A 25,298-nucleotide genomic window follows, 5' to 3' on the forward strand; every position below is an offset into this window, starting at 1 on the left:
AACTTAATGAAAAAATCAAAAAGAAGATTGTTTATTCGAACTTACGCTCTTAATTAAGCATGTGTTATGATATTAATAGCCTGGTCAATCATTTCTGCACTAATATCCAAATGCGTAACCAAACGAATGGTGCTGGCGCTGGTGGTATTACAGCGTAAACCTTTATCCATAAATTGCTGAACAATTTTTGATGCCGTACCATTGGCTACTTCAAAAATAACAATATTGGTTTCAACAGGCATTACCGATTTCACGTAACTGGTTTTAAGTAGGGCGTCTGCCAAAACTTGTGCATGCTGATGATCTTCTTTTAATCGTTCTACATGATTATCCAGTGCGTAAATTCCAGCTGCAGCCAAAAAACCTGCCTGACGCATGCCTCCACCAAATGCTTTCCTTATTTTAGTCGCTTTCTTAATGGTTTCTTTACTTCCTAATAACACCGAACCTACCGGAGCACCCAACCCTTTTGATAAACACACCGAAATGCCATCAAAATATTGTCCGTAATCGTGTGCCTTATCTCCTGTTTTAGCAAGCGCATTAAAAATCCTTGCCCCATCTAAATGCAATTTGAGTCCTTTTATGTTACACAAATGATGAATTGAGGCAATTTGATTTAAAGTATAGCAGCTACCACCACCTTTGTTTACTGTATTTTCGAGTACAACCAAACTCGAATTTGGATAATGAATATTGTCTTCGTTAATTTCGGGTTCAATAAGTTCGGGGGTTAAAATACCGCGCTCACCATATAACAACCTAACAGAGGCTGCCGAATGAAAAGCAATTCCGCCAATTTCGTAACGGTAAACATGCGCAGTCTGATCGCAGATAACCTCATCCATAGGCTGCGTAAAACATTTAATCGCAATTTGATTGGTCATGGTACCCGAAGGACAAAACAAACCAGCTTCCATATTGAATTTTGCAGCCAGTTTTGTTTCGAGTTCATGTACCGTTTCATCCTCTCCAAAAACGTCATCACCAACTTTTGCATGCATCATGGCATCCATCATTCCGGCTGTTGGTTTAGTTACCGTATCGCTTCTAAAATCTAAAAAATCGTTCTTCATTTTTTGTATGAATTGTAAAAAGTTTTTGATGTTCAAAAAAAAGACCAATGCCTTTTCTGGTATAATTTTAAGGTTTTTGGGCATTTAAACGCCCTATATAGTGTATTTTTTACACACTTAATTTTCAACAACAACAAATTGTTAAAAAATTATTAAAAAAAAAGATACAAAATATAAGAGTTTTTATACTTTTATCGTGCTAAAACCAAAAATAAATAAAATGATAGTAATTGCAGACGGCGGATCAACCAAAACAAATTGGTGCTTGATTAACGAGGCCGGCAGAAAAATTTATTTTAATACAGAAGGTTACAATCCCTATTTCTCAAAAACGGAGTACATTGTAAAATCATTAAATGAGACTCTACCAGACCACTTGGAAAGAGAGAAATTAACGGGTGTTTATTATTATGGTGCCGGTTGCTCTACTCCTGCTAACGTAAAAATTGTAGCTGATGCTATTAAACAAATTTTTACAAATGCCAGTGTTTTTGTTGGTCACGATTTGCTTGCCTCTTGCAGGGCTTTACTTGGTAACGAGCCAGGTTTTGCCGGAATATTAGGTACAGGAACCAATTCATGTTTATATGATGGAACTGACATTACCATGAACATCGATTCTTTAGGTTACTTTTTAGGCGACGAAGGAAGTGGTTCTTATATTGGTAAGCGCATTTTGAGCGATTACATGAAAGGTTATATGCCTAAAGGTTTACGTGAGGCTTTTTACGACAACTATGCTTTAACCAACGAAGATATTTTTGACAATATTTATAACAAACCACTGCCAAACCGTTTTTGTGCAAGCTTTAGTAAGTTTTTATACGATTTTAAAGAAAGTTACGAAGATTATACCTTCAGTACCATTGATTATGCATTTACCGCATTTTTCGAAAACCTGGTTATCCACTATCCAAATTACAAAGATCATAAACTGAACTGCGTAGGTTCTGTAGGTTATAGTTTCCGTGATATTTTAAGTATTGTTGCAGACCGTTACGAAATGGGCGTTGGAAAAATTATCCGCTCACCTATAGATGACCTGGTACACTACCATTTAGAATTGGCTCCGAAAGCGTAGTGCCGAGTTGAGAGTCCTAAGTCAGGAGTCTGATCACGGTAACAAAATAAAACGCATAAAAAACCCCGGTTTGAAATTTCAAACCGGGGTTTTTCTTTTATAACTGTAGCAGTCGCTTTAGTCTTTCCGCTTTGGTCTTTAGTCTTAAAAAGATATTTCTTTACCAAAAAGCTTAGCGTATTTGCGTTTATCAAACCGGTATAATGTGGCGGCACGGTAAGAAACACCTTTTTGTTTTTCATCAAGCTCTTTTAAAACACCAAAACTGGTAATCTTTTTCCTGAAATTACGCTTATCCAATTTTTTACCCAAAACAAGTTCATAAACATGTTGCAACTGTGTTAGTGTAAATTTTTCTGGCAGCAATTCAAAAGCAATGGGTTGGTGCTTAATTCTTCTTTTTATTTTTTCTAAACCTTTATCATAAATCTTTTGGTGATCAAAAGCCAGTTTAGGCAAATCAGAAATCGGCAACCAGTTGGCCTGTTTTGCATAATTACTAATCGGGCGAAGTTCTTTATCACCACCCAAACGAATTAAAGCATAATATGCTAAAGTAATTACCCTGCCCTGCGGGTGCCTGTGCGGATCGCCAAAAGCGTAATATTGCTCCATGTATATTCCGCGCAAACCAGTAAGTTCATACAAAATTCTCGATGCAGATTGGTCCAAACTTTCATCATGACCAACTATATTGCCGGGCAAAGCCCACCAATCTTTAAAAGGTTCTTCATTCCTTTCGATAAGTAAGATTTTTAATTCTTTCCCATCAAATCCGAACAACACGCAATCTATGGAGAATACAGAATCTAAATGTGGTAAAATTTGTTCCAAGGTAAAATTTCGTTATTTTAAGCAGATAAAGGTAGTACTTTCAATATTAAGTAAAAAAAATAAAAAAAATTACTTAGTGTAAAAATTACACACTATATTCGTATTATAAAGATGAAGCCAAATATTAAAAACATAGCTGTACTTACTTCTGGCGGAGATGCCCCGGGAATGAACGCTGCGATTAGAGCAGTAATTCGGACGGGCATTTACCATGGACTAAATATGTTCGGAGTAATGCAAGGTTACCAGGGTCTAATCAGCGATAATATAAAACCAATGGACGCCCGTTCTGTAAGCAACATTTTACATTTGGGCGGAACCGTGTTAAAAACTGCACGCTGTTTAGAATTCAAAACTCCTGAGGGCATGGAGATTGCCTACAATAATTTAAAAAAGAACGACATTGATGGATTAGTTGTTATTGGTGGTGATGGCACTTTTACAGGCGCAAAACTTTTTTCGGAAAGATTTGGCGTCAAAGTAATTGGTATACCAGGCACAATTGATAATGATTTAAGCGGATCGGATTTCACATTGGGATACGATACAGCTATTAATACGGTTATAGAAGCCATTGACAAAATCAGGGATACGGCTGATGCACATGACAGATTATTTTTTATAGAAGTGATGGGCAGAGATTCTGGTTGTATTGCCTTGAGAAGCTCTATAGCCAGCGGGGCCGAAGCGGTATTATTACCTGAACGCGCAACCAGCATTGATGAGTTGATTAGCAAGCTGGCATTAGGTGCTTCGACAAAAAAAACATCAAGTATTGTTATTGTAGCCGAAGGACATAAACAAGGCGGTGCTTACGATATTGCGAAGAAGGTTAAAGAAACTTTTGACCATTATGACACCAAAGTAACCATTTTAGGCCATTTACAAAGAGGTGGAAGCCCGAGCAGTTTCGATCGTATTTTAGGCAGTCGTTTGGGCTATGCCGCTGTAAATGCATTAATTGCCGGAGAAACCGAAAAAATGGTTGGCCTGCATGGTAACGAAATAAAGTTAACCAGCATTAAAGATGCCTTAACTGCACATACCTTTAAGCTGGAACCCGATTTGATGGAAATGACAGAAGTACTTTCTATATAATATGGTAGCGGTTGTTTATAGCGGATCGAGAACTGCATTTTGGAAACTGACCCAAAATGGACAAGTGGTTGGGCATTGCAATACAACTGGCATTAATCCATGTTTTGTAGATTCTAAAACCATTCTTCAGATTTTAAACAAGAAAGTGGTTTTGGTAAACAATGCAGAAAGTATTAAAAAGATTTATTTTTTTGCTGCCGGAGCTTCATCTCCTGAACGTAAAAAAGAATTGGCCGATACTTTATCTTCATTTTTCAGGTACAGCAAAGTTGTTGTAGAAGATGATTTATTTGGTGCGGCAAAAGCCGCCTGCTACAATAAACCAGGCATAGTGGGTACATTAGGGAGTGGCGCACACTGCGCTTATTTCGATGGTAAAAAACCAGCAGCCAATAACTTTGGTTTAGGTTACATTTTAGGCGATGAAGGATCAGCAAATTATTTAGGTAAAACACTGCTGAAAAATTTTCTGAGCAAAAAATTACCGCCAGATCTTGATGCCAAATTTACCAGAACTTATAACCTGGACCGCCCTCAAATATTAGAAAGGATTTACAATAAGCCACAGGCGAATATATTTCTGACTTCCTTTTTTGATTTTTTTACACAAAACATAGAACATCCTTACCTCACCAAGATGATTGATGAGGGATTTGAAAAATATTTCCAGATTTATATTTTACCTACAATAGAAAAATATGGTCACCAGGATTTACATTTTGTTGGTAAAGTAGCTGCAGAATTGGAAGGCAGACTAAAACTTACCGCGGCCAGGCACAACCTGGAGATTAAAACAATTATAAAAGAACCAATACTAAATTTATTAAAACATTACACTAATTAACAAAAACAATGAGCAAAATTGGAATAAACGGCTTTGGCCGTATCGGCAGACTGGTTTTCAGAGCTGCATTAAAAAGAGGATTAGACATCGTAGCTATAAATGACTTAATTGAGCCAGATTACATGGCTTATATGTTAAAATATGATACTACCCACGGCAAGTTTGATGGTACAATTGAAGTTGTTAATGGTAATTTAGTTGTTAATGGCAAAACTATTCGTGTTACTGCAGAAAGAAATCCTGCTGACTTGAAATGGGATGCTGTTGGTGTTGAAGTAGTAATTGAATCTACTGGTTTATTTTTAACACGTGCTGATGCAGAAAAACACATCGCTGCCGGTGCTAAAAAAGTAGTTTTCTCTGCGCCTGCTAAAGATAGCGACATTCCTACTTACGTAATGGGTGTTAACCATGATAAATTAACGGCAGATCAAACAATCGTTTCTAATGCATCATGTACTACAAACTGTTTGGCTCCTATCGCTAAAGTTCTAAACGATAACTTCGGTATTGTAGAAGGTTTAATGAGCACAATCCACGCTGTAACCGCAACTCAAAAAACAGTTGATGGTCCATCTGCTAAAGATTGGAGAGGTGGCCGCGGTGGTTTCTCTAACATCATCCCTTCTTCTACCGGCGCTGCCAAAGCTGTAGGTATGGTTCTTCCTGAATTAAAAGGAAAATTAACAGGTATGTCTTTCCGCGTTCCTGTTGCAGATGTATCTGTAGTTGATTTAACCGTACGTTTAGAAAAACCAGCTACTTACGAGCAAATTAAAGCGGCTATGAAAGCAGCTTCTGAAGGTGAATTGAAAGGCGTATTGGCTTATACTGAAGACGAAGTTGTTTCTTCTGACTTTATTGGCGACGATCACGCTTCTATTTTTGATGCTAAAGCGGGCATCTCATTAAACGATAACTTCGTTAAAGTGGTATCATGGTACGATAATGAGTGGGGATATTCTTCTGCACTTGCTAAATTTGTAGAATACTACAGTAACTTAAAATAGTAAAATAGCTGAATAAGCATTTTTATAGTTTTTAAAGGCATCATTACTAAAATAATGATGCCTTTTTTTCATAAATCCAATTTTAAGAAAATTCTTACAGTAAAATTCTTTACGAAAAGGCATTTAGCTTTTAAAAAAATACAAAATGACAGAATAAAAATAAAAATTAATGACTTTTAGCAGAAAAAATTAATAAACAGATAACATTAAATTAAAATTGAGACAATTTGAATATAAAAGTTAATTATTTGACAATATTTAACAATTCTGGCACTATTTTTTATACTATATTTGCATTACAGTTGTTTTTAAACACCAAATACTTCTAAAAAAGTTTTGCAATTAAAAAATGACAAAAAAAATACGTAAAATTTTCTTAGTGTATTTTTTACACTATCATTTTTTTTCCTATATTTGTAGAGTAATAAACAGCGAGATTGTTTATTCAAGATTAAAAAAGATAAATCATTTCTTACAGAACGCAAGTTTTGGATAGAAATTTAAGACAAAGCCTGGCTCATAACAGGTTTATATTTGGTTAGAAAAAAGAGATACGTCTGGATGGAGTATCTCTTTTCTTATTTAAGGGTTATTTATAGCAAGTATCAAGATGCATTGTTTCCTGAAATATCTATACTTGTTTCAATATGGTTTTGGTCAAATTCATTCTATTAAGCTTGGTCAAAGAAACAAACTGTTGTTAAAAATAACACTTCGGCCTTCTGCTCTTCTTCGTAACGATGTAATAACCTACAGAAATTTCGTGCGAACCGTAATCATAATTACTCAACTTATTCAAGCTGTAATCGTAGCCATAGCCAAGCCTTAGGTTTGACCGCACAAATAACTCGCTGATAAAACCAACCGCAGCCTTATTGGTCAAATCACTCTGCAGGTTTGCTTTAGGATATACCTTAACCGATGTACGGTACACGGCACCAATCCAAAAGCGTTCCTTTACTAATAAAAAAGCATTTAAATCCAAAGAAGTTGGGCCATGCAGATCATCTTTGATTAAAAAGGTAGGCTTAAAAACGAAATCATCATTTAATGGAAAAGCCATGCCTGCGCTTAAATAAAAATGCGGCTCTACTTTAACATTAAGCGATTCATAATCCTTAAATACAGACAGGGCTTTAGACAAAAGATTATCTGCTGAAAAACCAATGTAGAATTTTTCATTTGAATAATGGATCCCCGCCCTGACATCGGGCATAATCTGGCTTACAAAACCAGCCGGAATGCGATTGTCGCCTTGTTCAATCGGATCAAGCAAATTTCCATTTAAGGAAGTTTGCATTACACCAACACCTAAGCCAAAAGCCAGAACATTGGTTTCAGTACGGTCGAGTTTAATCCTATAAGCCAAATTTGCAGAAGCATTTAAAGAACTCTGCGCACCAATTTTATCTTTAGTTACAATCAGTCCTATGCCGAGGCTTTCGTTATTTATGGCTTCATCTGCCGATATTGACAAAGTTTGTGGCGCTCCCCTAACACCAGTCCACTGTGCCCGGGCAAATGCCTGCACATACAATTCTTCCTTATAACCGGTATAAGCCGGATTAATATACATTCCATTAAAAACATACTGCCCGAATTGCGCATTCTGCTGTGCAAAAAGTTTAGTTGATGTTATAACCATCATTAAAACAAAAAATATCCTTTTCAAAATCTTCATGCCCATTTTGTTTTTTTTTACCTGATAACTGTTACATAGCCTTTATACTCCAGCCAGGCCGATGTTCCGTTCTTAACTTTCACGATATAGAAATAAGTTCCATCACTTAATCCGGAAGCCGTCCAATCATTGAGGTAGCTTTTAGATTGAAAAACGGTGCTACCCCAACGGTTAATTACAGTTACTTCATTTGATTCAAAAGAGCTCAGGTTTTCGATATAAAAACTGTCGTTTTTGCCATCCCCATTAGGCGTAAATACATTTGGTATTCGTAAACCCGAGATCTCTTTATTGTCGGTTGAAGTGTTGTTGGATAAGTTTGGATCGTGCTCATTAGCTGTTACTGTGGCGGTATTGCTCACCGTTCCGGGCAATTTAGAGCGCACTTTTATAACCAGTTCGGCAAATTTCTGATTGGCTAAAAAGGCAATGTTCCAATTAATTGTTCTGGTAGCCGTATTGAAAACGGCAGTACCATCTGTTGGCTCCCCAAGGCTTTCAAAATCTAAATTATCCGGTAGTACATCTTTCACATTAATCTGATTGGCATCATCTATACCGTTATTTCTAACATTCAGATAATAATCAAAAACCTGGTTACTTAATACTGTCCTGGTTTCCGATCGTTTGGTTATGGATACATCAGCAGAAATTTCAGGCAAAATGACCAGTTTAATTTCGTCGGAAGCATCAGAAGAACATCCAAAACTATTAAGACCTACCACCTTATAAATGCCCGCCGTTGCCGTAATGAGCATCAGTTTATTTTGCCCTTTTATTAAAACACCATCCTTAAACCATAGGTACGAGCTTGCCCCTGCCGAATTTGCACGCAAAACTGCCGACGATCCTTTTCTGATCGTGACGGTTTGCCGCTCATTGGGCACTGTTTGGCTAAATCCAGCCGTTGCAAAAAACAACAGGAACACCAAAAACAGGAAGGAACAAAGCCTTTGCCTCATTTATAGATTTACCTTAATAAAACCTAAACCTATTTTAAAAAGTAACAGCCGCAGCAGTTCCGTTAGCCGTGCCAACAGTAATGGTTGGTTTGCCTGGTTTAGCGGTGATTACCACATCGTGATCTACTATTTGAGGGCAATATTTATTGCCATTAATTACGTAGCCAACTTTTAAACGATAGGTTGTTGTACCTACACTTGGCGAAGCTGGCGTATAACTTAGGCTGGTTGCACCTGCAATTATAGTTTCAGTAGTACCCGAAACTGTATACCATTGATAAGCAAGTGTTGTAATGGCTGGGTCTTCAGGATTGGTAACTGTACCCACTTGCGGCAAAGGCGTTTCAACACAGAAACCTGCAGGTGTAAAAGCAGGAACCAGTGGTTTAAGCACATAAACCGGAATTTCCTGCATAGATGATTCACAGGCTCCGACCGCAGTTGATTTAGAACTTAAATAATAATAGCCCGTTTTTAAATCGGTTGATGAAATTTTATTGCCCGCAGCCAAGGTGATACCTGTTGTAGGCGTAGTTGTTTGTGTAGGACTATACTTTACAATCCAGTCTTCACCCCCGGCGGGCGCTGGTAAAGTAAGTTCTGAACCCTGGCAAAATAAATTCACACCGGTTGTTGTAGGTGTTGGCGCAGCTTGAGCCGAAACGCGATAAATGTTGCAGATAAGCAAGAAAGCTACCGCTAAAATTGTTTTTGAAATTGTACTGTTCATGGGGATAATTTTTAGTTTATTTAATTTTTTAATATTGTGAAGTTGGATGCACCAGCACATGTGGCGCCGGTGGTTTTGGAGTAATTTTTACGCTAAAATTGATTTGATTACTGCAGCCTGCAGTATTTTTAATAGTTAAAACACCATTATAAGTGCCGGCCACGGCATTTTCGGGAATATTAAACGGAATAGTTCCAGCTGGCAAAGGCTGATCAAGAATAGAATCAAAGCCACCATTAAGCCAGGTAATGCTGTAAGTTGAAGGATTATTAACTGCATCGGCATAAGTAAGTGCCGAGCTTGCCGAACCTGCACAAACTTCCGGATCGGCACCAAGAGTTAAGCTTGGCAAACCACTTACAAGCACTACAAAATCCTGCTTTTTCTCTGTACACCCAGTAGCCGTTGCTGTTATGGTAGCAGTACCAGAAAAAGTTGCAGACCAGTTAACCACACCGGTTGAAGCATTAATTACACCAGCCCGAAGCGGCATTATCGAATAAACAATTCCACTGGTATTGCTGGCCGTTGCTACATAAGTATTTGTTCCGGCACCAATACAACGCTTATCGACCAGCCCAGTATTAAAAACAGGTGTGCTTACATTATCATTTACCGTTATTTTTCCATTAATAGTTAAAGCTGTACCCTGGGTAGCCGAAACGGTATAAGTCATTTCTGCCGAGGGCGCTGTGGGTGTTCCGCTAATGGTTAATTTTTTAGTACCCGTATCATAATTCCATGTAATACCCGCTGGCAAACCGGTTACCTTAACATTTGTAGTAGAAGGCTGAATAGCATAAACAATAGGATTCATTAAAGTATTTACACAAACCACGCGATCTCCCGATCCGGTTGTAGTAGACACAGAACTTTGGTCGTTGCTACTTACCTGGTCTGGCTGAGAACCTGTTATGCTTGCTGTATTTACATTTACACCTGTTTGAATAACCTTAGCTGTAATCTTTAAAGTTGAAGAAGCCGCGCCAGCCATATCGCCAATGGCCCATACACCAGAAACAGGATCGTATGTGGTACCTGTTGGCGCCACATGAGAAACATAACTATATCCTGCCGGAAGTTTATCAGAAACCGATACTCCAACAGCATTGCCATTACCTAAATTCTCTGCCTTTAAAGTGAAAACCACATTGGTATTAAGCTCAGGATAAGCAATATCCACTGTTTTAATAATCGACCGGTCTATATTACACAGTGAAATGCTAACAGGCAATGATGGCGCACTAACCCCGCAATCCAGCTGGGTTACCACCGTATAGTTCCCTGAAGTAGTAGCCACATAGGTGTTGGTAGTGGCTCCATCTATAAGCATTCCGTTTAAATACCATTGGTATGGCCCCGCATTCGCCGTTGCGGTTAATGTTGCAGCCGTACAATCAGTTTGACTCGTTAAGGGTTGTTCTGCTTTCTCCGGGAACCGGGAAATAAAATTGGACATGGAAAATGCATTACTTTGCTGTACCATTGAAACGGTAAGCCTGCTTGAACTGGTTATAATAATTGTACTTGGCGAACCAATATTTGTATTTGTAAAACTAACTAAGGACAAGCCTGTACTGCCCAAACTTTTACGGGTGCCAATACCGGCTATGGTTTCTATATCGCGGTTTGGATAGGGAGGTGTACCATTTGCCGTCAGAAAAATGCGATCTGCACTTCTGGTAATGATGTAACCAAAGTAATCCAGATTGGTGGTTGGCACATAGGCCGTAAACTTTGAGGTTTCTACCCGCTTTGATCCCGAGCAACTTGATATTGGAACCAGCGTAGCCACATCCACTTCGCAACCGGCACCACCTGATGCACCCGCTGTACCTGAGAAAACTCCAATATTTTTTGTCGCTAAAATCCAGGTAGAAGAATATCTTCCGGTATTATTTACCGGGTCGTATGCTCCATTAAGATACCCATGATTAAAGGTTTGCTTATCTCCTGGTTGTGCTAAAACATAAGTAGTTGTACCTTTCTGAACACCATTTTGATCAAAATTCACCACTGTAAAACTGGTATTTGCTTCAGTAGCAATCACCGTAGTTTGCTCTGCAGTTATATTACCTTCTCCTCTTACCACCACATATTCCTTACCCAATGAAGCAATTGGAGGAATAGGATTGTATGCCCCGTCGCCGCATCCGCCAGGCGCATCTAAATCTGCAGAAGTATTCATAACTGCTGAGCCAGAAGATTCGACTAAAGTTCCAATGGGTGCATGGAACAAATAACTCTGACCCGCATTTAAGGTAGCTGTAGCCACCCCTCCTATTTTAACAATGGTATTATTTTCCACTGCCATAATGCTATAAATCGGTAGATGTGCGCTACCCGCCAGGTTTCCGTCGCGGTAATATCCTACCCTAAAAGAGGTTCCGATTGCCGCATCACCAAAACTAAAAAGAGAAGCATTTCCTTTAATATTGTCGTCGCTGCCATCGCTACCTAAATTATCTGAAGCTACGTTTCTTAAGTTTACAGAAATAGAACCTGTTGCTTGAACAATTAAACCTGCTCCATTTAATACGGTGTTTAAAGCATATGCTAAAGCATTTTTAGGTAGTCCATCAAAACGTTTAACATAGGGAGTACCTTCAACACAGGTAAAATTAAACAATAAGGTACCATCACTTTTAGATATGGTTCCGGTAACCGTTCCTGCATCTGAAGTAATTACAAGTTCGTTTGCCTTACTCCAGTATTGCCATGGAGCTGGCGCGATATAATGTTTTGAATAGCTTGGAGGGCTAAGCTTGCTTTTATCGGCTCCAGAACTAAAGCTGTTTTCAGCTGTTAAACCAGAAGAAATTTCAGTCTTAGCCACCTCGCGCGCAAAGGCCATATTTACTGTAAACAGCAATATTAAAACCAGTAGTACGTTATATAGAAAGCTAAGTAGATTTTTAACCATAAGCAATTGATCAAACCCCATAAATTGAGCGATTCTATGCTTAAAATTTATGCATAAGCAATACGCTTATTGTACAAATCCAACACAACAAATTACCAATCAAAAAAATTAAATTTAGTAGTTGTTATTTAGCTTAAAACAGTCAAAACAGGGGATTTTTCAGTCGAAAATAATCAAAAATCCATTAATAAAAATGCACGGAACATTAAATTTAACAACAACATAACTTGCTGTTTAATAAACATTTACACAAAAAAATAATTCTGTATTTTTACTTATACAACAATTAAGCATAATTGTTTTTAGCTTTTTTAAGCAGCCAAAAACAGCTTATTTTCAAACCACCTAACAACTAACCCTTTAGCTAAAAAATAAAGTTCAAAAGGCAAAAATCAGGCGCCCGATCTGGGCTTGTTTTATTTTTTAACACTCCAATTAAAAATAAAATCATTTTTTAACTGAATTATTTGTTTTTTGCTAAATCCTTTTACCTTAAACGGGTTTTAAGGCAGTTTTTAACCTTCAAATCCCTGTACTAAAGGTTTCAGTTTTAAGGATAAGAATTGGTTAATTTCTAAGCAATATAGGGAAAATTACGCACCTTAAAAACAAAAAAAGTTCGTCATGTATGCCATCACGAACTTCATTTCATTAAAGTTTAAAATACGGTTATTTTTTTATTTCAAATATGATTTTACCGTCTTTCTTTAGTTCCATATTTCCCTGATGCTCCGTATAAATATAATTTTGATTATGGTATTGGATACCCGAACCGGTTGTATCTCCTTTTAAATCGATTGTTTCTCCATCAAGTAGAAAAGTAGCCTTGTTTAACGTATTATTGAAAGACATTTGCAGTTTTTTCCCATTTTTATCAATCACTGTACTTTCTACTACATCATCTTTATGGCTAAAAACGACTTTACCATCTTTAGTCAATTCTAAATTCCGTCCCTTTCCCCTCAATTCATAATGGTCATTTTTGTACCAAATGCCCGAAGCAGCTTTTTGTCCTGTTAATTCTATTTTCTCCCCGCTTAAAACCAAAGTTGCGGTATTTTTACTGTTGTTGAAAACCATACCAAGTTTAGAACCATCTTCATTAACCAAAGAATCGGCTACAATTTCCTCTTTAGTAACGGTAGTAGTACTATCTGTACTACTGGTTTCTTCTTTTTTTGAGTTGACATTACAAGCTGTTAAAAACAAACCGGCCATAATTACTGCTGTATATACTTTTTTTACCATAATAAGTTTTCATTAATTTATGTGGTTGTTCAATAACAAAAACATGACCAAAAATTCGGGTTGTATATTAAGTTTTTATTTCCAGCGCCTGTGCGACCATAACCATTGGGCAGGTTCAGAACAAATACGCTCCTCAAGTTTACAAATAAACGATTGTGTAATTTCATTTTCCCCCATTCGTTCCGTACAATCGGTAATTAATGAAAACTTAAATTCATAGCCATTTCCATGTTTATTAATGATCTCCAGATATAAAACAACAGAATTGCTTACTTTAGCCAGTTTTTCGGCACCGGTAAATAAGTTTGTGGGTTGGTTCATGAAATTCAAAATGCATTTTGCATCTGCTCCCGGAAACTGATCTGCCAAAAACAAAGTTAACCTGGGCTTATTGTTTTTTCTTAAAAGGATTCTTAATGCACGGCTGGCAGGAAGCATCTGCATGCCAAACCTAGTTCTTAACTTATAAATCAACTTTCCCATAACTTTATTCGTCAATGGTTTATAAATTGCATTTACTTCGTAAGGGATCATTCCGGGCAAAATATTCAGGTATTCCCAATTCCCATAATGTCCAAGCATAACAATAACATCACGTTTCTGCTGGTAATAATAGGTTATAATTTCAGGGTTGGTTATTTCTACATTTCTCAACATCTCTTTTTTAGAAACACTAAACAGTTTGACCGTTTCTATGATAAAAACAGATAGATGAACATAAAAAGCAGAAGCGGTTTGCTTAATGGCTTCGTAAGATTTTTCAGGAAAACAACGCGATAAATTTTGGATAATTACGGGATAACGGTATCGAAAAATAGAATAACATAGTTTATATAGAATTTTACCCAGTGTGTTTTTTAAAAATTTTACGGGCAACAAACTTATTAAAACCAGAAGTGTGTAAATGGTCCAGAATGCAAAAAAGCGGAGCATCCGCTCAGGGAATTTAGCGATAGGCATAATAATAAATAAGGATTTAATATTTTGCCTCTTCAGTATCGTGAAGGCTGTTTACAACCGGATAAATGGCTAAAAAAAGGATGATTAGAACAACTAATCCAATAGAACCTAACATTAAAAATATTTCAGAACAAACCATAGCATTTCATTTAAAAATGAGACACGGTGACCTTACTTTACCCCTACGTAATGATTGAATAAGTTTGGTTGCTTAAGCAAATTTACTGCACTGTGCTTTTGCGATTTTATTTAACCAAGTAAAAATTTTGCTTTTAGACTCATCAAAAGTGGTGATGTTGCTCCAGGCTTCGAAAAAAGTCTGTTCTAAAATATGTTCTGCATTTAATGCATCTGGCAACGTTCTTAGGATAGAACCGTATAATGCCGCAGCATAAAGTTGATATAAGTTTTTAAAGGCTTTTGCATCATGGGTCCTAAGTTGGTTAAAAAAGAGTGTTTCATCAGATAACCAAAATCCTGAATTTGACTGTTCATTATGATTTGTGTAAATTTTAACCATGCAAGCAATTTTCGTTATATATCGTTCAACCCTATTTTAGCAATAATTGTTTGACATTTATCTAACAATCAAACAACTACAAAGAATAAAGGAATTACAATTGGTTCAACAAAAAAATAGCCTTAAAATTAGAATTACTAATCTTTAAGGCTAAGCTTTACAGGGTTATGTTTTATTTTGTTTTAAAGACAACTACAGCTAAAGGTGGTAAATCTACCTTAATCGAAAATTGCTGGTTATTATAAGGTTCTTTATCCGGTACAATATCGCCCGCATTTAATTTACCGCTGCCATAAAATTCTGTGGCATCGCTATTAAATAATTCTTTCCATTTAGTTTGGAACGGAACGCCTATTCTATAATTTTCACGAATAACCGGTGTAAAATTTAAAGCGATAATCAAGGTATCCTTTGCTTTCGGTCCTTTACGCATATACACAAAAACAGATTCGTTGCTGTTGTCGGCATCGAGCCATTCAAAACCTTCGTAGCTAAAATTAAAATGATACAATGCAGGTTCTTTACGGTATAAAAAATTCAGGGCTTTAACTGTTTCCTGCATACCTTTATGGGGTGCATATTGCAACAAATGCCAATCTAAGGACTGGGTAAAATTCCATTCGTTGGTATCTCCAAATTCGTTACCCATAAACAAAAGTTTAGCCCCGGGATGTGTAAACATATACCCATACAATGCTCTTAGGTTAGCGAATTTCTGCCATTCATCTCCAGGCATTTTATACAGCATCGGCGATTTTCCATGTACAACCTCATCGTGCGAAAATGGAAGCATAAAATTCTCTGTAAAGGCATAAGTCATGCTAAAACTGAGCTGATTTTGATGGTGTTTTCTATCAAGCGGATCAACTTTAAAGTATTTCAAAGTGTCATTCATCCAGCCCATCATCCATTTCATTCCAAAACCAAGTCCACCTGCGTAAACCGGGTGGGTTACACCAGGGTAAGTACTGCTTTCTTCGGCAATGGTTTGCACGCCCTCAAAGTTTCCATAAACGGCTTCGTTTAAATCTTTTAAAAATTGAATGGCGCCCAGGTTTTCACTTCCTCCGTATTCATTTGTTGCGGCATCGGCCTCTTCTCTCGAAAAATTAAAGTAAAGCATAGAAGCAACAGCATCTACCCTTAATCCATCTGCATGGTACTGATCTAACCAAAAGAGTGCATTGCTGATTAAAAAGGACCTGACTTCGTTACGGTCGTAATTAAAAATATAAGATTTCCAATCGGGGTGGAAGCCTTTGCGCATATCAGCGTGTTCATATAAATGTGTACCATCAAACTCATACAATCCATGCCTGTCGCCAGGAAAGTGCGACGGTACCCAATCTAAAATAACGGCAATATTTGCTTTATGGAGTTCATCTATTAAAAACATTAAATCCTGGGGCGAGCCATACCTGGAACTGGCTCCGAAATACCCTGTGATTTGATAACCCCAGCTAGGAAAATATGGAAACTCCATAACCGGCATAAGCTCTACATGCGTAAAACCCATTTCAGTGATGTAAGGCACTAAAGTTTTAGCAATTTCCCTGCAGTTTAAAACTCTTTCAGGATTTTCAGGATCACGTTGCCATGAACCTAAATGCAATTCGTAAACAGAAATTGGCTGATCTAAAGCATTTAACCGGGGTCGTTTTTTAAGCCAGCTTTTATCCTTCCAGTCATAATCGGTATCCCAAACTATTGATGCCGTTTGTGGAGGATGCTCCCATTTCTTAGCATAAGGATCTCCCTTCTCATGCTCTGACTCATCGAAACCTTTAATAAAATATTTATATACCTCTCCTTTATCCACATCGGGAATAAACCCTTCCCAAATTCCAGATGCATCCCAACGTTTATTTAGTATATGACTTGTACGATTCCAGCCATTAAAATTTCCAACTACCGTAACTTTTATGGCGTTGGGTGCCCAAACAGAAAAATAAGTGCCTTTTTTATTTTCTACAGTTAAAATATGGCTGCCCATCTTTTCGTATAAACGAAAATGTTTCCCTACCAAAAATAAGTCGATATCGTAATCACTAAGTAAACTGTAAGCCCAAACCGCCTGGCTTTGATCAATTTGTGATACGACTGCTTTTTTTACAGGAACTTTTTTTACTGCTGACATATTTTTCTTGGTTAGATAATTTAAACCCCAAATACTAAACAGCATTTGGGGCTAAAAGATTTACAGACTGAAAATCTGTATTTCGGAGAAGTTTTTATTGCATTTAAACTGTACACAGTTTTTATCGTCAGTGTAGAATTCTTTGATTTCTTTATCATCAACCACAACTTTTCTAACCTGGAATTTAACCCCCATTAACTTACAAGCATATAACTCATAATTAGGTGTATATAAACCTTCGCTTAATTGGGTAATTTTTAGATTTTGAGTATCGCCCTTTACCGTAAACTTCTTTTCTAAATAAATATCCTGCTCATAGGCAAAAGTATCCCCATGATCTTCGTACATAAACGAATTTACTTCGTAATCACTATAATAAATATTTAAAGTTACTTCAGAAATTGCTTTTTCATCTACGTACTGCATTACAGGGTATTCGGGAATAACCGAACCTGCTCTTACAAAAATAGGCATGCTGTCTATTTTGGCCTCAACCGTATGCTCGCTTTCTCCGGCAAGCACTTCGTTGGTCCAGTAATTATACCAGCTGCCTTTGGGCAGGTAAACGACTCTTGAAATTGCACCTTGTTCTAAAACCGGGCAAATTAAAAGTTTATCACCATAGGTAAATTCGTCCTGGCGGAAATGATTACTAATATTTTCCTGCTCGAGCATAACCAGCGGCCTTAATATTGGAAAACCATAACGGTGATGCTCCCAAAAAACGGAATATAAATAAGGCATTAAACGATACCTTAATTCGATAAACTTGCGGTTAATGTCTTCAAAAAAAGCACCAAAACTCCATGGTTCACGTTCTGCAGTATCTCCGGCAGAGTGTGCACGCATAAAGGGTGAGAAAGTTCCTAACTGAATCCAGCGGGAGAATAATTCTCCATCCGGTTCGCCACTAAAGCCGCCAATATCGGTACCGCAAAAAGGCACCCCCGAAACCGACAAGCGCTGGCATTGAATGTTTCCAATTTTTAAATGCTCCCAGGTGGCAATATTATCGCCTGTCCAAACACTGGCATAACGCTGCATGCCCGAATATCCGGCCCTGGTAATGGTAAACGGTCGTTTATTTCGCATCAGTTTTTTTAGGCCTTCGTAGGTAGACCGAACCATTTGCATGCCATATACATTATGTGCCTTACGGTGCGAACCGCGGAAACCATCATAATTGTGGCGTACATCATTTGGAAAAGTTCCGGATCCAAATACTGCTGGCTCGTTCATGTCGTTCCAAAAACCTGCAACTCCCATTTCGACCAACTCTTTGTACAAGTTACCAAACCAGGTACGCACTTTAGGATTTGTAAAATCAGGAAACTGGCAACGGCCTGGCCAAACATGCCCTTCCATATAATAATCATCGCTTCTGCGACAGAAAAATCTTTTTTCTTTACCTTCTTTAAAAACCCAGTAATCATCATCTACCTTAATTCCCGGATCAATCATCACAACGGTTTTAAAGCCATCATCTGAAAGTTCTTTAATCATCCTTTTAGGATCGGGGAAATATTTTTTGTTCCAGGTAAAGCAACGATAGCCGTCCATGTAATCTATATCTAAATAAATGGCGTCACATGGAATTTTACGGTCTCTAAACTGTTTTGCAATTTCTTTAACCTTGGTTTCAGGATAATAACTCCAGCGGCATTGCTGATAGCCTAATGTCCATTTTGGAGGCATTGGATGTGTACCCGTTAAACTTGCATATCTTTTAACCACATCCATCATGTGGGGTCCATGAATATAATAATACTGCAACTCGCCACCATCGGCCCAGAAACTGGTTTTATTTACGTCTTCCCCACCAAAATCAAAGTAAGATTTAAAAGTATTATCGAAAAATATACCATAAGCCGCCTGGTTGTGGATACCCATGTAAAATGGAATGGTCCTGTACAAGGGGTCCTGGTTCCAGCCAAATGAATAAGCATCGGTATTCCAGTTTTCAAACCTTCGGCCGCGCAGGTTAAAGTTGCCCGATTTATCGCCCAGGCCAAAGAAATTTTCTTCAGGATGGCATTTTTTCGTTGCAAAAATATAATAACCTCCAAAATCTACATTTTCCTCCCAATGCATTGAATTGGCTTCATCAACCATCAATAAATTGGTAATATTATCATGGAAAGAAATATGAAAGTTAGCTTTTTCAATTTTACAGGTTACAGCGTGTGTAGATACGGTATAACTGTCGTCATGTTCCTGCATTTTAAACAAGGATACCTTTTGATCTACTTCCGGCACGGCATAAGAAAAATCATCCAGAAAAACACCATGTGGCGCAAGGCGAACCCGGATAATATCATCACTCACCACCCTGATTTCGACGCGGGCATCTCCATCAGAAAAATAGAATCTATTTCCCTCCTTCTTTACTTTCTTTACTTCGCCAAGGTATTGTTTTACAATTGGCTTTACAGATATATCTACCGGGTTATTTAAGTGCTGTATTTCCTGCTCTTTCTCAATTAACTCATTGATTTCGTCTTGTTTGTCGTTTTGCGATTCCATCCTACTTTTTCAAAAATTTAAAAACATCTTACTCTCAAACCGGGATGTGCTTAAGAAAGTACTATAATACAAATATTTTATAAAAGCAGCTTAGTAAATCATAAAAAAAGCCTTCGATACTTTAAAAGTACGAAGGCTTTAGAGAGAAAAAAAGAAGTTTTAAGGGTTAAATGTAAAACCTAAATAATAAATAGCACCGGCTTCAGGGTTACCAAAAGAAGTGTTGTAATATTTGTTTAGCACGTTTGAACCGCCTAATTTAATTACAGACATTACCGACGGAACCCTTAAGCTAACCTGCGCATCCAATGAGCTGTATGCCGGAACATCGCCAGCTGCAAAAGAAGAATTCCAATAGAATTTATCCTGCCATCTGTAAGAAACATTGAAACCAAAGTTTTTAATAATTTCTTTATTTCCTAAACCCAGGTTATAACGAATTTTTGGGGTGTTGAAATCGTTGATGTAATTATCAGGCAAATCGCCAATTTTATTATAAGAAACATTACCACTGATATTGTATTTACCAAGTAGATAATCAAGACCCAAAGCGGCACCATACGACGTTACTTTGCCTGTTGCATTTACCGGAACACCGTATTTAACATAATCTGTAGTAGCGCCTACCTGCTGGTAAACATTTACCGAGGTGATAAAATCTTTATATTGATTATAATATGCATAAGCATCAATCAAGAATTTTGGACCTAACAAACCTTTATAACCTACTTCAAAAGCTTGTACGCTTTCTGGCCTTACACCTCTGCTGTCAAAAGTATATTTCTGCAATATTCCTGCGGTAGGTACTCCAGTAACCTGTGCCGTTTGAAAAGCCCTGTAACTGCTCTCCGTGTATCCTTTAGTAGCCTCAGTACCTAAACCGTATTTGGCCAAACTTTCTGGCAAACCGCCAATAAGTCTTTGAGAACCACCACCAACAGAAAGATCGATATATTGATTTTGAGTGGTTGGATTACGATAACCTGTTTGATAAGACAAACGGATGTTATTGTTTTTTGCTACAGTAAATACACCTGTAATTCGTGGTGTAAAACGTCCATCAAAATTGGTACTCTTATCATAACGACCGGCTACGGTAAGTTTAAAGAATTCGCCGAATTTTTTTCCAGCCTGTGCAAATGCACCATATTCATTGATGTCAATTTTACGGTTTAAATCGTCAAATATTGTTCCTGCAGATCTTAACTGATATAACCTTGACGATGCACCTACCTGAAATTCAATCACATTGTTAAAGGCATTTGTAAAATTATACATTCCTTCATAATGATATAAATTTGTTTTATCATCAAACTTGGCTCCATAAACACCAGTGGCAAAATTTGTAGCACTAATGTTGGTATTCATAATGGCTTGTTTAGCCGTTTCAAAAGCAGGCGTGCCTGGTAAGGCCCTGTTTGCATCAGCAACTGATCTTGCCGCCGCATTTGCCGCCACATCAGAAGCGCCCTGGGCTTTGGCTGTGGCATAAGCTACGGTGTAAGTTGGAAACCAACCTGTTCTTGAAGGGTTTGTTTTTTCATTAATGTAACTACCCAATATGGATGATATATAAGAATCGCCCGAACGTTCCTGGGTTGTATAAGCTTTAACAAAGAAATCCTGTCCTTTTAATTCCAGTTTATATTGGCCGATATTAAAATTTCTCAAAGAGTAACGATCCGATCCCGTATAAACAGATGTACCGGTTCCCCAGTTAGCCTGGGCTACCAGCTGAATGGTTGGTGTAAAATTATAATATAAACCACCAGATGCTTTCATCGATTTGGTATCATAATCAACCAAATCGATCTCGTTATATCCTGTACGCGATACCGATTGGTTGGAAATCAGACCTTTATTCATTCCATAAGCCAAACCAAGATAAGGCAATGCCGGCCTCAGCTGCGCATACGTAGGGTTTGAACTAATTAAACTAACCAAATTGTTGTATGTTAATGATGGAGCAGCATTCATAATGTTATTAAACCCCGCAAAGGCCGGAGCCAATTGTGGATTGGAAGCCACTCCGGCAGCCACAAACCGAAGATTTGCATTAACCTCATCGCCATAGCTATTTACGCCGTCGTAATTTGGATCAGAATTACGGTCGCCGGGTTTAACGCTATTGGCCACCCTGTCGTAATTTGAATAATTATTGGCAAACCAATCTTTAGCCTGTAAAAATGAGAAAGCCGCTTTTACGCCAAATTTATTGTTCCACGATTTTGCCAAACGTACATCCAACTGGTTAAAAGGCTGCACACTGCTGCTTGCATCATTTACGTGGTTAACGCCTGTTTTATATTGAAAACTTGCACCCTGATATTTAAACGGATCTTTTGAGGTCATTAATAAAGTTCCATTTATACCACCCGCGCCATATAAAGCCGAAGAAGCACCCGGCAAAAGCTCAACATTATCAATATCTAATTCTGTAATCCCTACAATGTTACCAACAGAAAAATTAAGGCCCGGCGCCTGGTTATCCATTCCATCAATGTATTGATTAAAACGGGTATTTCCGTTTGAGTTAAATCCACGGGTATTGATTGATTTAAAGGTTAAACTTTGCATACTGGTTTCCACACCTTTCATATTACTCAATGCATCATAAAAAGAAGGGGCTGCAATTTCTTTTATAGATGCAGCACTTAACCTTTCAATAGAAACCGGCGATTCTAAAATGCGCTCTGGTGTTCTGGATGCAGAAACAACTACATCTCCTCCCAAAACAACGGCAGTTTCCATTTCTATATTAATATTAGCAGTATTACCTGTAACCTCCTGCTCTACCGTACCATAACCCACCGAAGAGGCAACTATGGTAAAGGGAACTTTTGCAGTAGTTGTAAAAGAAAATGTACCATTACCATTTGTAGCTGCGCCACCAGATTGTCCTTTTATGGTAATACTAATCCCGGCCAATGCCTCTTTTGATTGCTTATCTTTAACGGTTCCGCTTACCGTAATGCTTTGTGCGTGTGCCACAACACCGGTTGCGCATACAACAAAAAGCACAAAGAAAATCTTTGTGAAAATTCTGCTCATAAATATTATAGTTTGGTTATTGGTTTTTAGTTATATAAACTTAATTGCTTTTTTCCATTTTAACAAATTATGTATGCATAATAATTTGAAAATCGAATTTTATTTTAGATAGATATTTTTTTGTATTTTGCAGTTTATATCCATCCGCGCATAATAAAATGCTGCCTGGATTTTTCTGCTAACCATATGAATAAAATTAAAGCTGTCTTTTGCATCATTATCCCAATCGCAATAGCTTTCCTCTTCAATACAAAAATTGGCAGTACGCCACCCTTGCTTAAATTTCTTAATCCTTTTATGGGTTTTTGGCAAAATGCCGAGAATAATCATTTTATGTTTAACCATAAGGCAAAGATTAAAGGAGCAATTGCAGAGATTGAGATTGTTTTTGACGACCGGATGATTCCGCATATTTTTGCCCAAAATGACCACGATCTTTATTTAGCCCAAGGTTATGTTACTGCTATGCACAGGCTGTGGCAAATGGATTTTCAAACGCGTTTTGCTGCTGGAAGAATTAGCGAGGTTGTTGGCAATAAAGCCATAGAAGTAGACCGCTATCAACGCCGTATGGGCATGGTATATGGTGCGGAAAACTCGTTAAAAGGTATGATGGCAGATCCAAAAGCCAAAGAAATGATTAATGCCTATACCGAAGGGATTAACGCCTACATTAAAACCCTGAACCAAGCTAATTATCCAATCGAATATAAAATCCTGGATTTTAAACCTGAAAACTGGACGCCCGTAAAATGTGCTTTATTACTGAAGCAAATGTCGGCAGTATTAGCAATGGGATCTGATGAATTTTATATGACCAATATTTTGAGGAAGTTTGGTCCTGAAGTAACCAAGGATCTTTTTCCGGATTATCCTTTCCGTGAAGACCCGATCATTCCGGTAGGCACAAAGTGGGATTTCACTCCCCTTCCAATACCAAAAACACCCGAATCTTTTACCAAAGCCATTACTGGCGATGTAAAAACTAAAGAAAAGGTAGAAGGCATTGGCAGCAACAACTGGGCCTTATCCGGTTCTAAAACAAAATCAGGTTATCCTATACTGGCAAACGATCCGCATTTGGATTTGAGTTTACCATCCATTTGGTACCAGATACAACTGCATGCGCCAGGTGTTAATACCTATGGCGTTTCGCTTCCTGGTGCACCTGGTGTTATTATTGGTTTTAACCAGAAAATTGCCTGGGGCGTTACCAATGTTGCGGCTGATGTACTTGATTTTTATCAGATTAAATTTAAGGATAGCTCTCACAACGAATATTGGTACAACAATAAATGGAACAAAACCACTAAACGTTTAGAAACCATTAACATTCGTGGTGCCCGACCAGAAGTTGATACCGTTTATTATACACATCATGGTCCGGTTGTTTATTTCCAGAAACCGAAATACAGCAGGGCAAATAATGTTCCTGTTGGCGATGCACTAAGGTGGATTGCGCATGATGAATCAAACGAGTTGATGACTTTCTATTATTTAAACCGCGGCAAAAACTACAATGATTACCGCAAAGCTTTAACTTTTTACACTGCCCCCGCACAAAATTTTGTTTTTGCCAGTATCGATAATGATATTGCCATTACGCCAAATGGTAAATTTCCATTAAAATGGAAAGATCAGGGTAAATTTATCCTGGATGGAACAGATCCTGCTTACGATTGGCAGGGATGGATTCCGGCAGCACAAAACCCAACAGTTAAAAACCCGCCAAGGGGTTTTGTAAGCTCTGCAAATCAATCATCAACCGATACAACTTATCCTTACTACATCAACTGGGAATTTTCTCCTTACGAAAGAGGAAAAAGAATTAACGATCGTTTAGCCGCAATGACTAAAGCTACGGCCGACAGTATAAGATTGATGCAAACGGACAATTATAGCGTTATGGCTCAAAATTTATTGCCTGCCTTAATGCCCTTAGTTAATAATGAACAACTAAATGCAACCCAAAAAGAAGCACTTGCTTATTTAAGCAAATGGAACAAAAGATACGATGCCAACCAAATTGCGGCCAGCGTTTTCGAAATCTGGACCAAAAGGTTATCCTTCGATATATGGAATGATGAGTTTGAGGTTGAAGGTGTTCCGATGCGTTATCCTTCGAGAGATCGTACAGTAGAAATGATTTTAAAAGAACCGAATGCAAAATGGTACGATAATATTAAAACTAATAAAAAAGAAACCCTTGCAGATTTAGTAAACGAATCTTTTAAATACAGTTGCGACAGTTTAGAAAAACGCTTCGGTCCAATTAACCAGGATTGGAACTGGGCTAATGTAAAACAAACCAATGTACCCCATTTGGCTAAAATTCCAGGATTTGGTTCAAAAGTTTTAATGATAGGCGGCGCAAAGAGCACCATAAATGCCATTAGCGAAAGCAACGGCCCATCATGGCGTATGGTTATTGAGCTGGGCAAAACACCCAAAGGACATGGCGTTTATCCGGGCGGCCAATCCGGAAATCCAGGCAGTAAGTTTTACGACAACATGGTTGATACCTGGGCAAATGGCAAGCTATATGATTTATTTTACATGCAAAGCCCTGATGATAAATCGGGCACAATTATTTCTCGTTTAAAAATATCTAAAAAATAAA

General features: G+C 37.8%; 17 protein-coding genes. 5 read left to right on the forward strand and 12 right to left on the reverse strand.

The annotated features are described in order from the left end of the window. Window positions 1–53: 53 nt before the first annotated feature. Entirely contained in the window at window positions 54–1,076 is a 1,023-nt protein-coding gene (locus R2Q77_RS12175) for a GntG family PLP-dependent aldolase (protein WP_316803996.1), read from the reverse strand. 220 nt (window positions 1,077–1,296) lie between these two features. On the opposite strand from R2Q77_RS12175, the gene R2Q77_RS12180 reads away from it, so the two are divergent. After that, window positions 1,297–2,157, forward strand: coding sequence for an N-acetylglucosamine kinase (locus R2Q77_RS12180; protein ID WP_316803997.1), 861 nt, complete (start codon window positions 1,297–1,299; stop codon window positions 2,155–2,157). A 144-nt stretch (window positions 2,158–2,301) separates the two neighbouring features. Here R2Q77_RS12180 and R2Q77_RS12185 read toward each other — a convergent pair whose 3' ends face one another. Next, complete coding sequence (locus R2Q77_RS12185; RefSeq protein ID WP_199157122.1) at window positions 2,302–2,991, reverse strand: NUDIX hydrolase; 690 nt, start codon at window positions 2,989–2,991, stop codon at window positions 2,302–2,304. A 111-nt stretch (window positions 2,992–3,102) separates the two neighbouring features. On the opposite strand from R2Q77_RS12185, the gene pfkA reads away from it, so the two are divergent. The 3 genes from pfkA to gap are packed head-to-tail and all read left to right on the forward strand — an operon-like array spanning window position 3,103 to window position 5,943. Beyond that, on the forward strand, window positions 3,103–4,089 hold the full coding sequence (gene pfkA, locus R2Q77_RS12190) for a 6-phosphofructokinase (RefSeq protein WP_316803998.1): 987 nt from the start codon (window positions 3,103–3,105) through the stop codon (window positions 4,087–4,089). A gap of 1 nt (window position 4,090) precedes the next feature. After that, on the forward strand, window positions 4,091–4,933 hold the full coding sequence (locus tag R2Q77_RS12195) for a hypothetical protein (RefSeq protein WP_316803999.1): 843 nt from the start codon (window positions 4,091–4,093) through the stop codon (window positions 4,931–4,933). An 8-nt stretch (window positions 4,934–4,941) separates the two neighbouring features. Continuing rightward, window positions 4,942–5,943, forward strand: coding sequence for a type I glyceraldehyde-3-phosphate dehydrogenase (gene gap / locus R2Q77_RS12200; RefSeq protein ID WP_316804000.1), 1,002 nt, complete (start codon window positions 4,942–4,944; stop codon window positions 5,941–5,943). 700 nt (window positions 5,944–6,643) lie between these two features. On the opposite strand, the gene R2Q77_RS12205 is transcribed toward gap, so the two are convergent. The 10 genes from R2Q77_RS12205 to R2Q77_RS12250 form a co-directional block, all read right to left on the reverse strand. After that, entirely contained in the window at window positions 6,644–7,624 is a 981-nt protein-coding gene (locus R2Q77_RS12205) for a type IX secretion system membrane protein PorP/SprF (protein WP_316804001.1), read from the reverse strand. Window positions 7,625–7,641: 17 nt separating this feature from the next. Further along, complete coding sequence (locus R2Q77_RS12210) at window positions 7,642–8,586, reverse strand: gliding motility-associated C-terminal domain-containing protein (RefSeq protein ID WP_316804002.1); 945 nt, start codon at window positions 8,584–8,586, stop codon at window positions 7,642–7,644. A 34-nt stretch (window positions 8,587–8,620) separates the two neighbouring features. Further along, a complete protein-coding gene (locus R2Q77_RS12215) occupies window positions 8,621–9,316 on the reverse strand; it encodes a hypothetical protein (RefSeq protein WP_316804003.1) in 696 nt (231 codons plus the stop codon). A 28-nt stretch (window positions 9,317–9,344) separates the two neighbouring features. Beyond that, window positions 9,345–12,239 (reverse strand): hypothetical protein, encoded by a 2,895-nt coding sequence (locus R2Q77_RS12220; protein WP_316804004.1) that lies wholly within the window; start codon window positions 12,237–12,239, stop codon window positions 9,345–9,347. 669 nt (window positions 12,240–12,908) lie between these two features. Then, the gene (locus R2Q77_RS12225; protein WP_316804005.1) at window positions 12,909–13,487 is read right to left on the reverse strand and encodes an MliC family protein; all 579 of its coding nucleotides are present in this window, start codon (window positions 13,485–13,487) and stop codon (window positions 12,909–12,911) included. 75 nt (window positions 13,488–13,562) lie between these two features. Beyond that, a complete protein-coding gene (locus tag R2Q77_RS12230; RefSeq protein WP_316804006.1) occupies window positions 13,563–14,447 on the reverse strand; it encodes a lysophospholipid acyltransferase family protein in 885 nt (294 codons plus the stop codon). A 211-nt stretch (window positions 14,448–14,658) separates the two neighbouring features. Then, window positions 14,659–14,967, reverse strand: coding sequence for a sigma factor (locus R2Q77_RS12235; RefSeq protein ID WP_316804007.1), 309 nt, complete (start codon window positions 14,965–14,967; stop codon window positions 14,659–14,661). Between the two features lie 172 nt (window positions 14,968–15,139). Beyond that, window positions 15,140–17,104 carry a 1,4-alpha-glucan branching protein GlgB gene (gene glgB, locus R2Q77_RS12240; RefSeq protein WP_316804008.1) on the reverse strand — a complete coding sequence of 655 codons (1,965 nt, stop codon included), beginning with the start codon at window positions 17,102–17,104 and terminating at the stop codon, window positions 15,140–15,142. 60 nt (window positions 17,105–17,164) lie between these two features. Then, complete coding sequence (locus R2Q77_RS12245; protein WP_316804009.1) at window positions 17,165–19,627, reverse strand: glycoside hydrolase family 31 protein; 2,463 nt, start codon at window positions 19,625–19,627, stop codon at window positions 17,165–17,167. Between the two features lie 159 nt (window positions 19,628–19,786). Next, window positions 19,787–22,678, reverse strand: coding sequence for a TonB-dependent receptor (locus R2Q77_RS12250; protein ID WP_316804010.1), 2,892 nt, complete (start codon window positions 22,676–22,678; stop codon window positions 19,787–19,789). A gap of 186 nt (window positions 22,679–22,864) precedes the next feature. Between R2Q77_RS12250 and R2Q77_RS12255 the strand changes: the two genes are divergently transcribed. Then, window positions 22,865–25,297 (forward strand): penicillin acylase family protein, encoded by a 2,433-nt coding sequence (locus tag R2Q77_RS12255; RefSeq protein ID WP_316804011.1) that lies wholly within the window; start codon window positions 22,865–22,867, stop codon window positions 25,295–25,297. Window position 25,298 lies beyond the last annotated feature (1 nt).

It is taken from the genome of Pedobacter nototheniae, from assembly GCF_032678625.1.
Lineage (GTDB): Bacteria > Bacteroidota > Bacteroidia > Sphingobacteriales > Sphingobacteriaceae > Pedobacter > Pedobacter nototheniae_A.

Coding starts and splice junctions, on each gene's coding strand:
- R2Q77_RS12175 (WP_316803996.1), bottom strand. CDS start 1,076: ATGAAGAACGATTTTTTAGATTTTAGAAGCGATACGGTAACTAAACCA.
- R2Q77_RS12180 (WP_316803997.1), top strand. CDS start 1,297: ATGATAGTAATTGCAGACGGCGGATCAACCAAAACAAATTGGTGCTTG.
- pfkA (WP_316803998.1), top strand. CDS start 3,103: ATGAAGCCAAATATTAAAAACATAGCTGTACTTACTTCTGGCGGAGAT.
- R2Q77_RS12195 (WP_316803999.1), top strand. CDS start 4,091: ATGGTAGCGGTTGTTTATAGCGGATCGAGAACTGCATTTTGGAAACTG.
- gap (WP_316804000.1), top strand. CDS start 4,942: ATGAGCAAAATTGGAATAAACGGCTTTGGCCGTATCGGCAGACTGGTT.
- R2Q77_RS12205 (WP_316804001.1), bottom strand. CDS start 7,624: ATGAAGATTTTGAAAAGGATATTTTTTGTTTTAATGATGGTTATAACA.
- R2Q77_RS12210 (WP_316804002.1), bottom strand. CDS start 8,586: ATGAGGCAAAGGCTTTGTTCCTTCCTGTTTTTGGTGTTCCTGTTGTTT.
- R2Q77_RS12215 (WP_316804003.1), bottom strand. CDS start 9,316: ATGAACAGTACAATTTCAAAAACAATTTTAGCGGTAGCTTTCTTGCTT.
- R2Q77_RS12220 (WP_316804004.1), bottom strand. CDS start 12,239: ATGGTTAAAAATCTACTTAGCTTTCTATATAACGTACTACTGGTTTTA.
- R2Q77_RS12225 (WP_316804005.1), bottom strand. CDS start 13,487: ATGGTAAAAAAAGTATATACAGCAGTAATTATGGCCGGTTTGTTTTTA.
- R2Q77_RS12230 (WP_316804006.1), bottom strand. CDS start 14,447: ATGCCTATCGCTAAATTCCCTGAGCGGATGCTCCGCTTTTTTGCATTC.
- R2Q77_RS12235 (WP_316804007.1), bottom strand. CDS start 14,967: ATGGTTAAAATTTACACAAATCATAATGAACAGTCAAATTCAGGATTT.
- glgB (WP_316804008.1), bottom strand. CDS start 17,104: ATGTCAGCAGTAAAAAAAGTTCCTGTAAAAAAAGCAGTCGTATCACAA.
- R2Q77_RS12245 (WP_316804009.1), bottom strand. CDS start 19,627: ATGGAATCGCAAAACGACAAACAAGACGAAATCAATGAGTTAATTGAG.
- R2Q77_RS12250 (WP_316804010.1), bottom strand. CDS start 22,678: ATGAGCAGAATTTTCACAAAGATTTTCTTTGTGCTTTTTGTTGTATGC.
- R2Q77_RS12255 (WP_316804011.1), top strand. CDS start 22,865: ATGAATAAAATTAAAGCTGTCTTTTGCATCATTATCCCAATCGCAATA.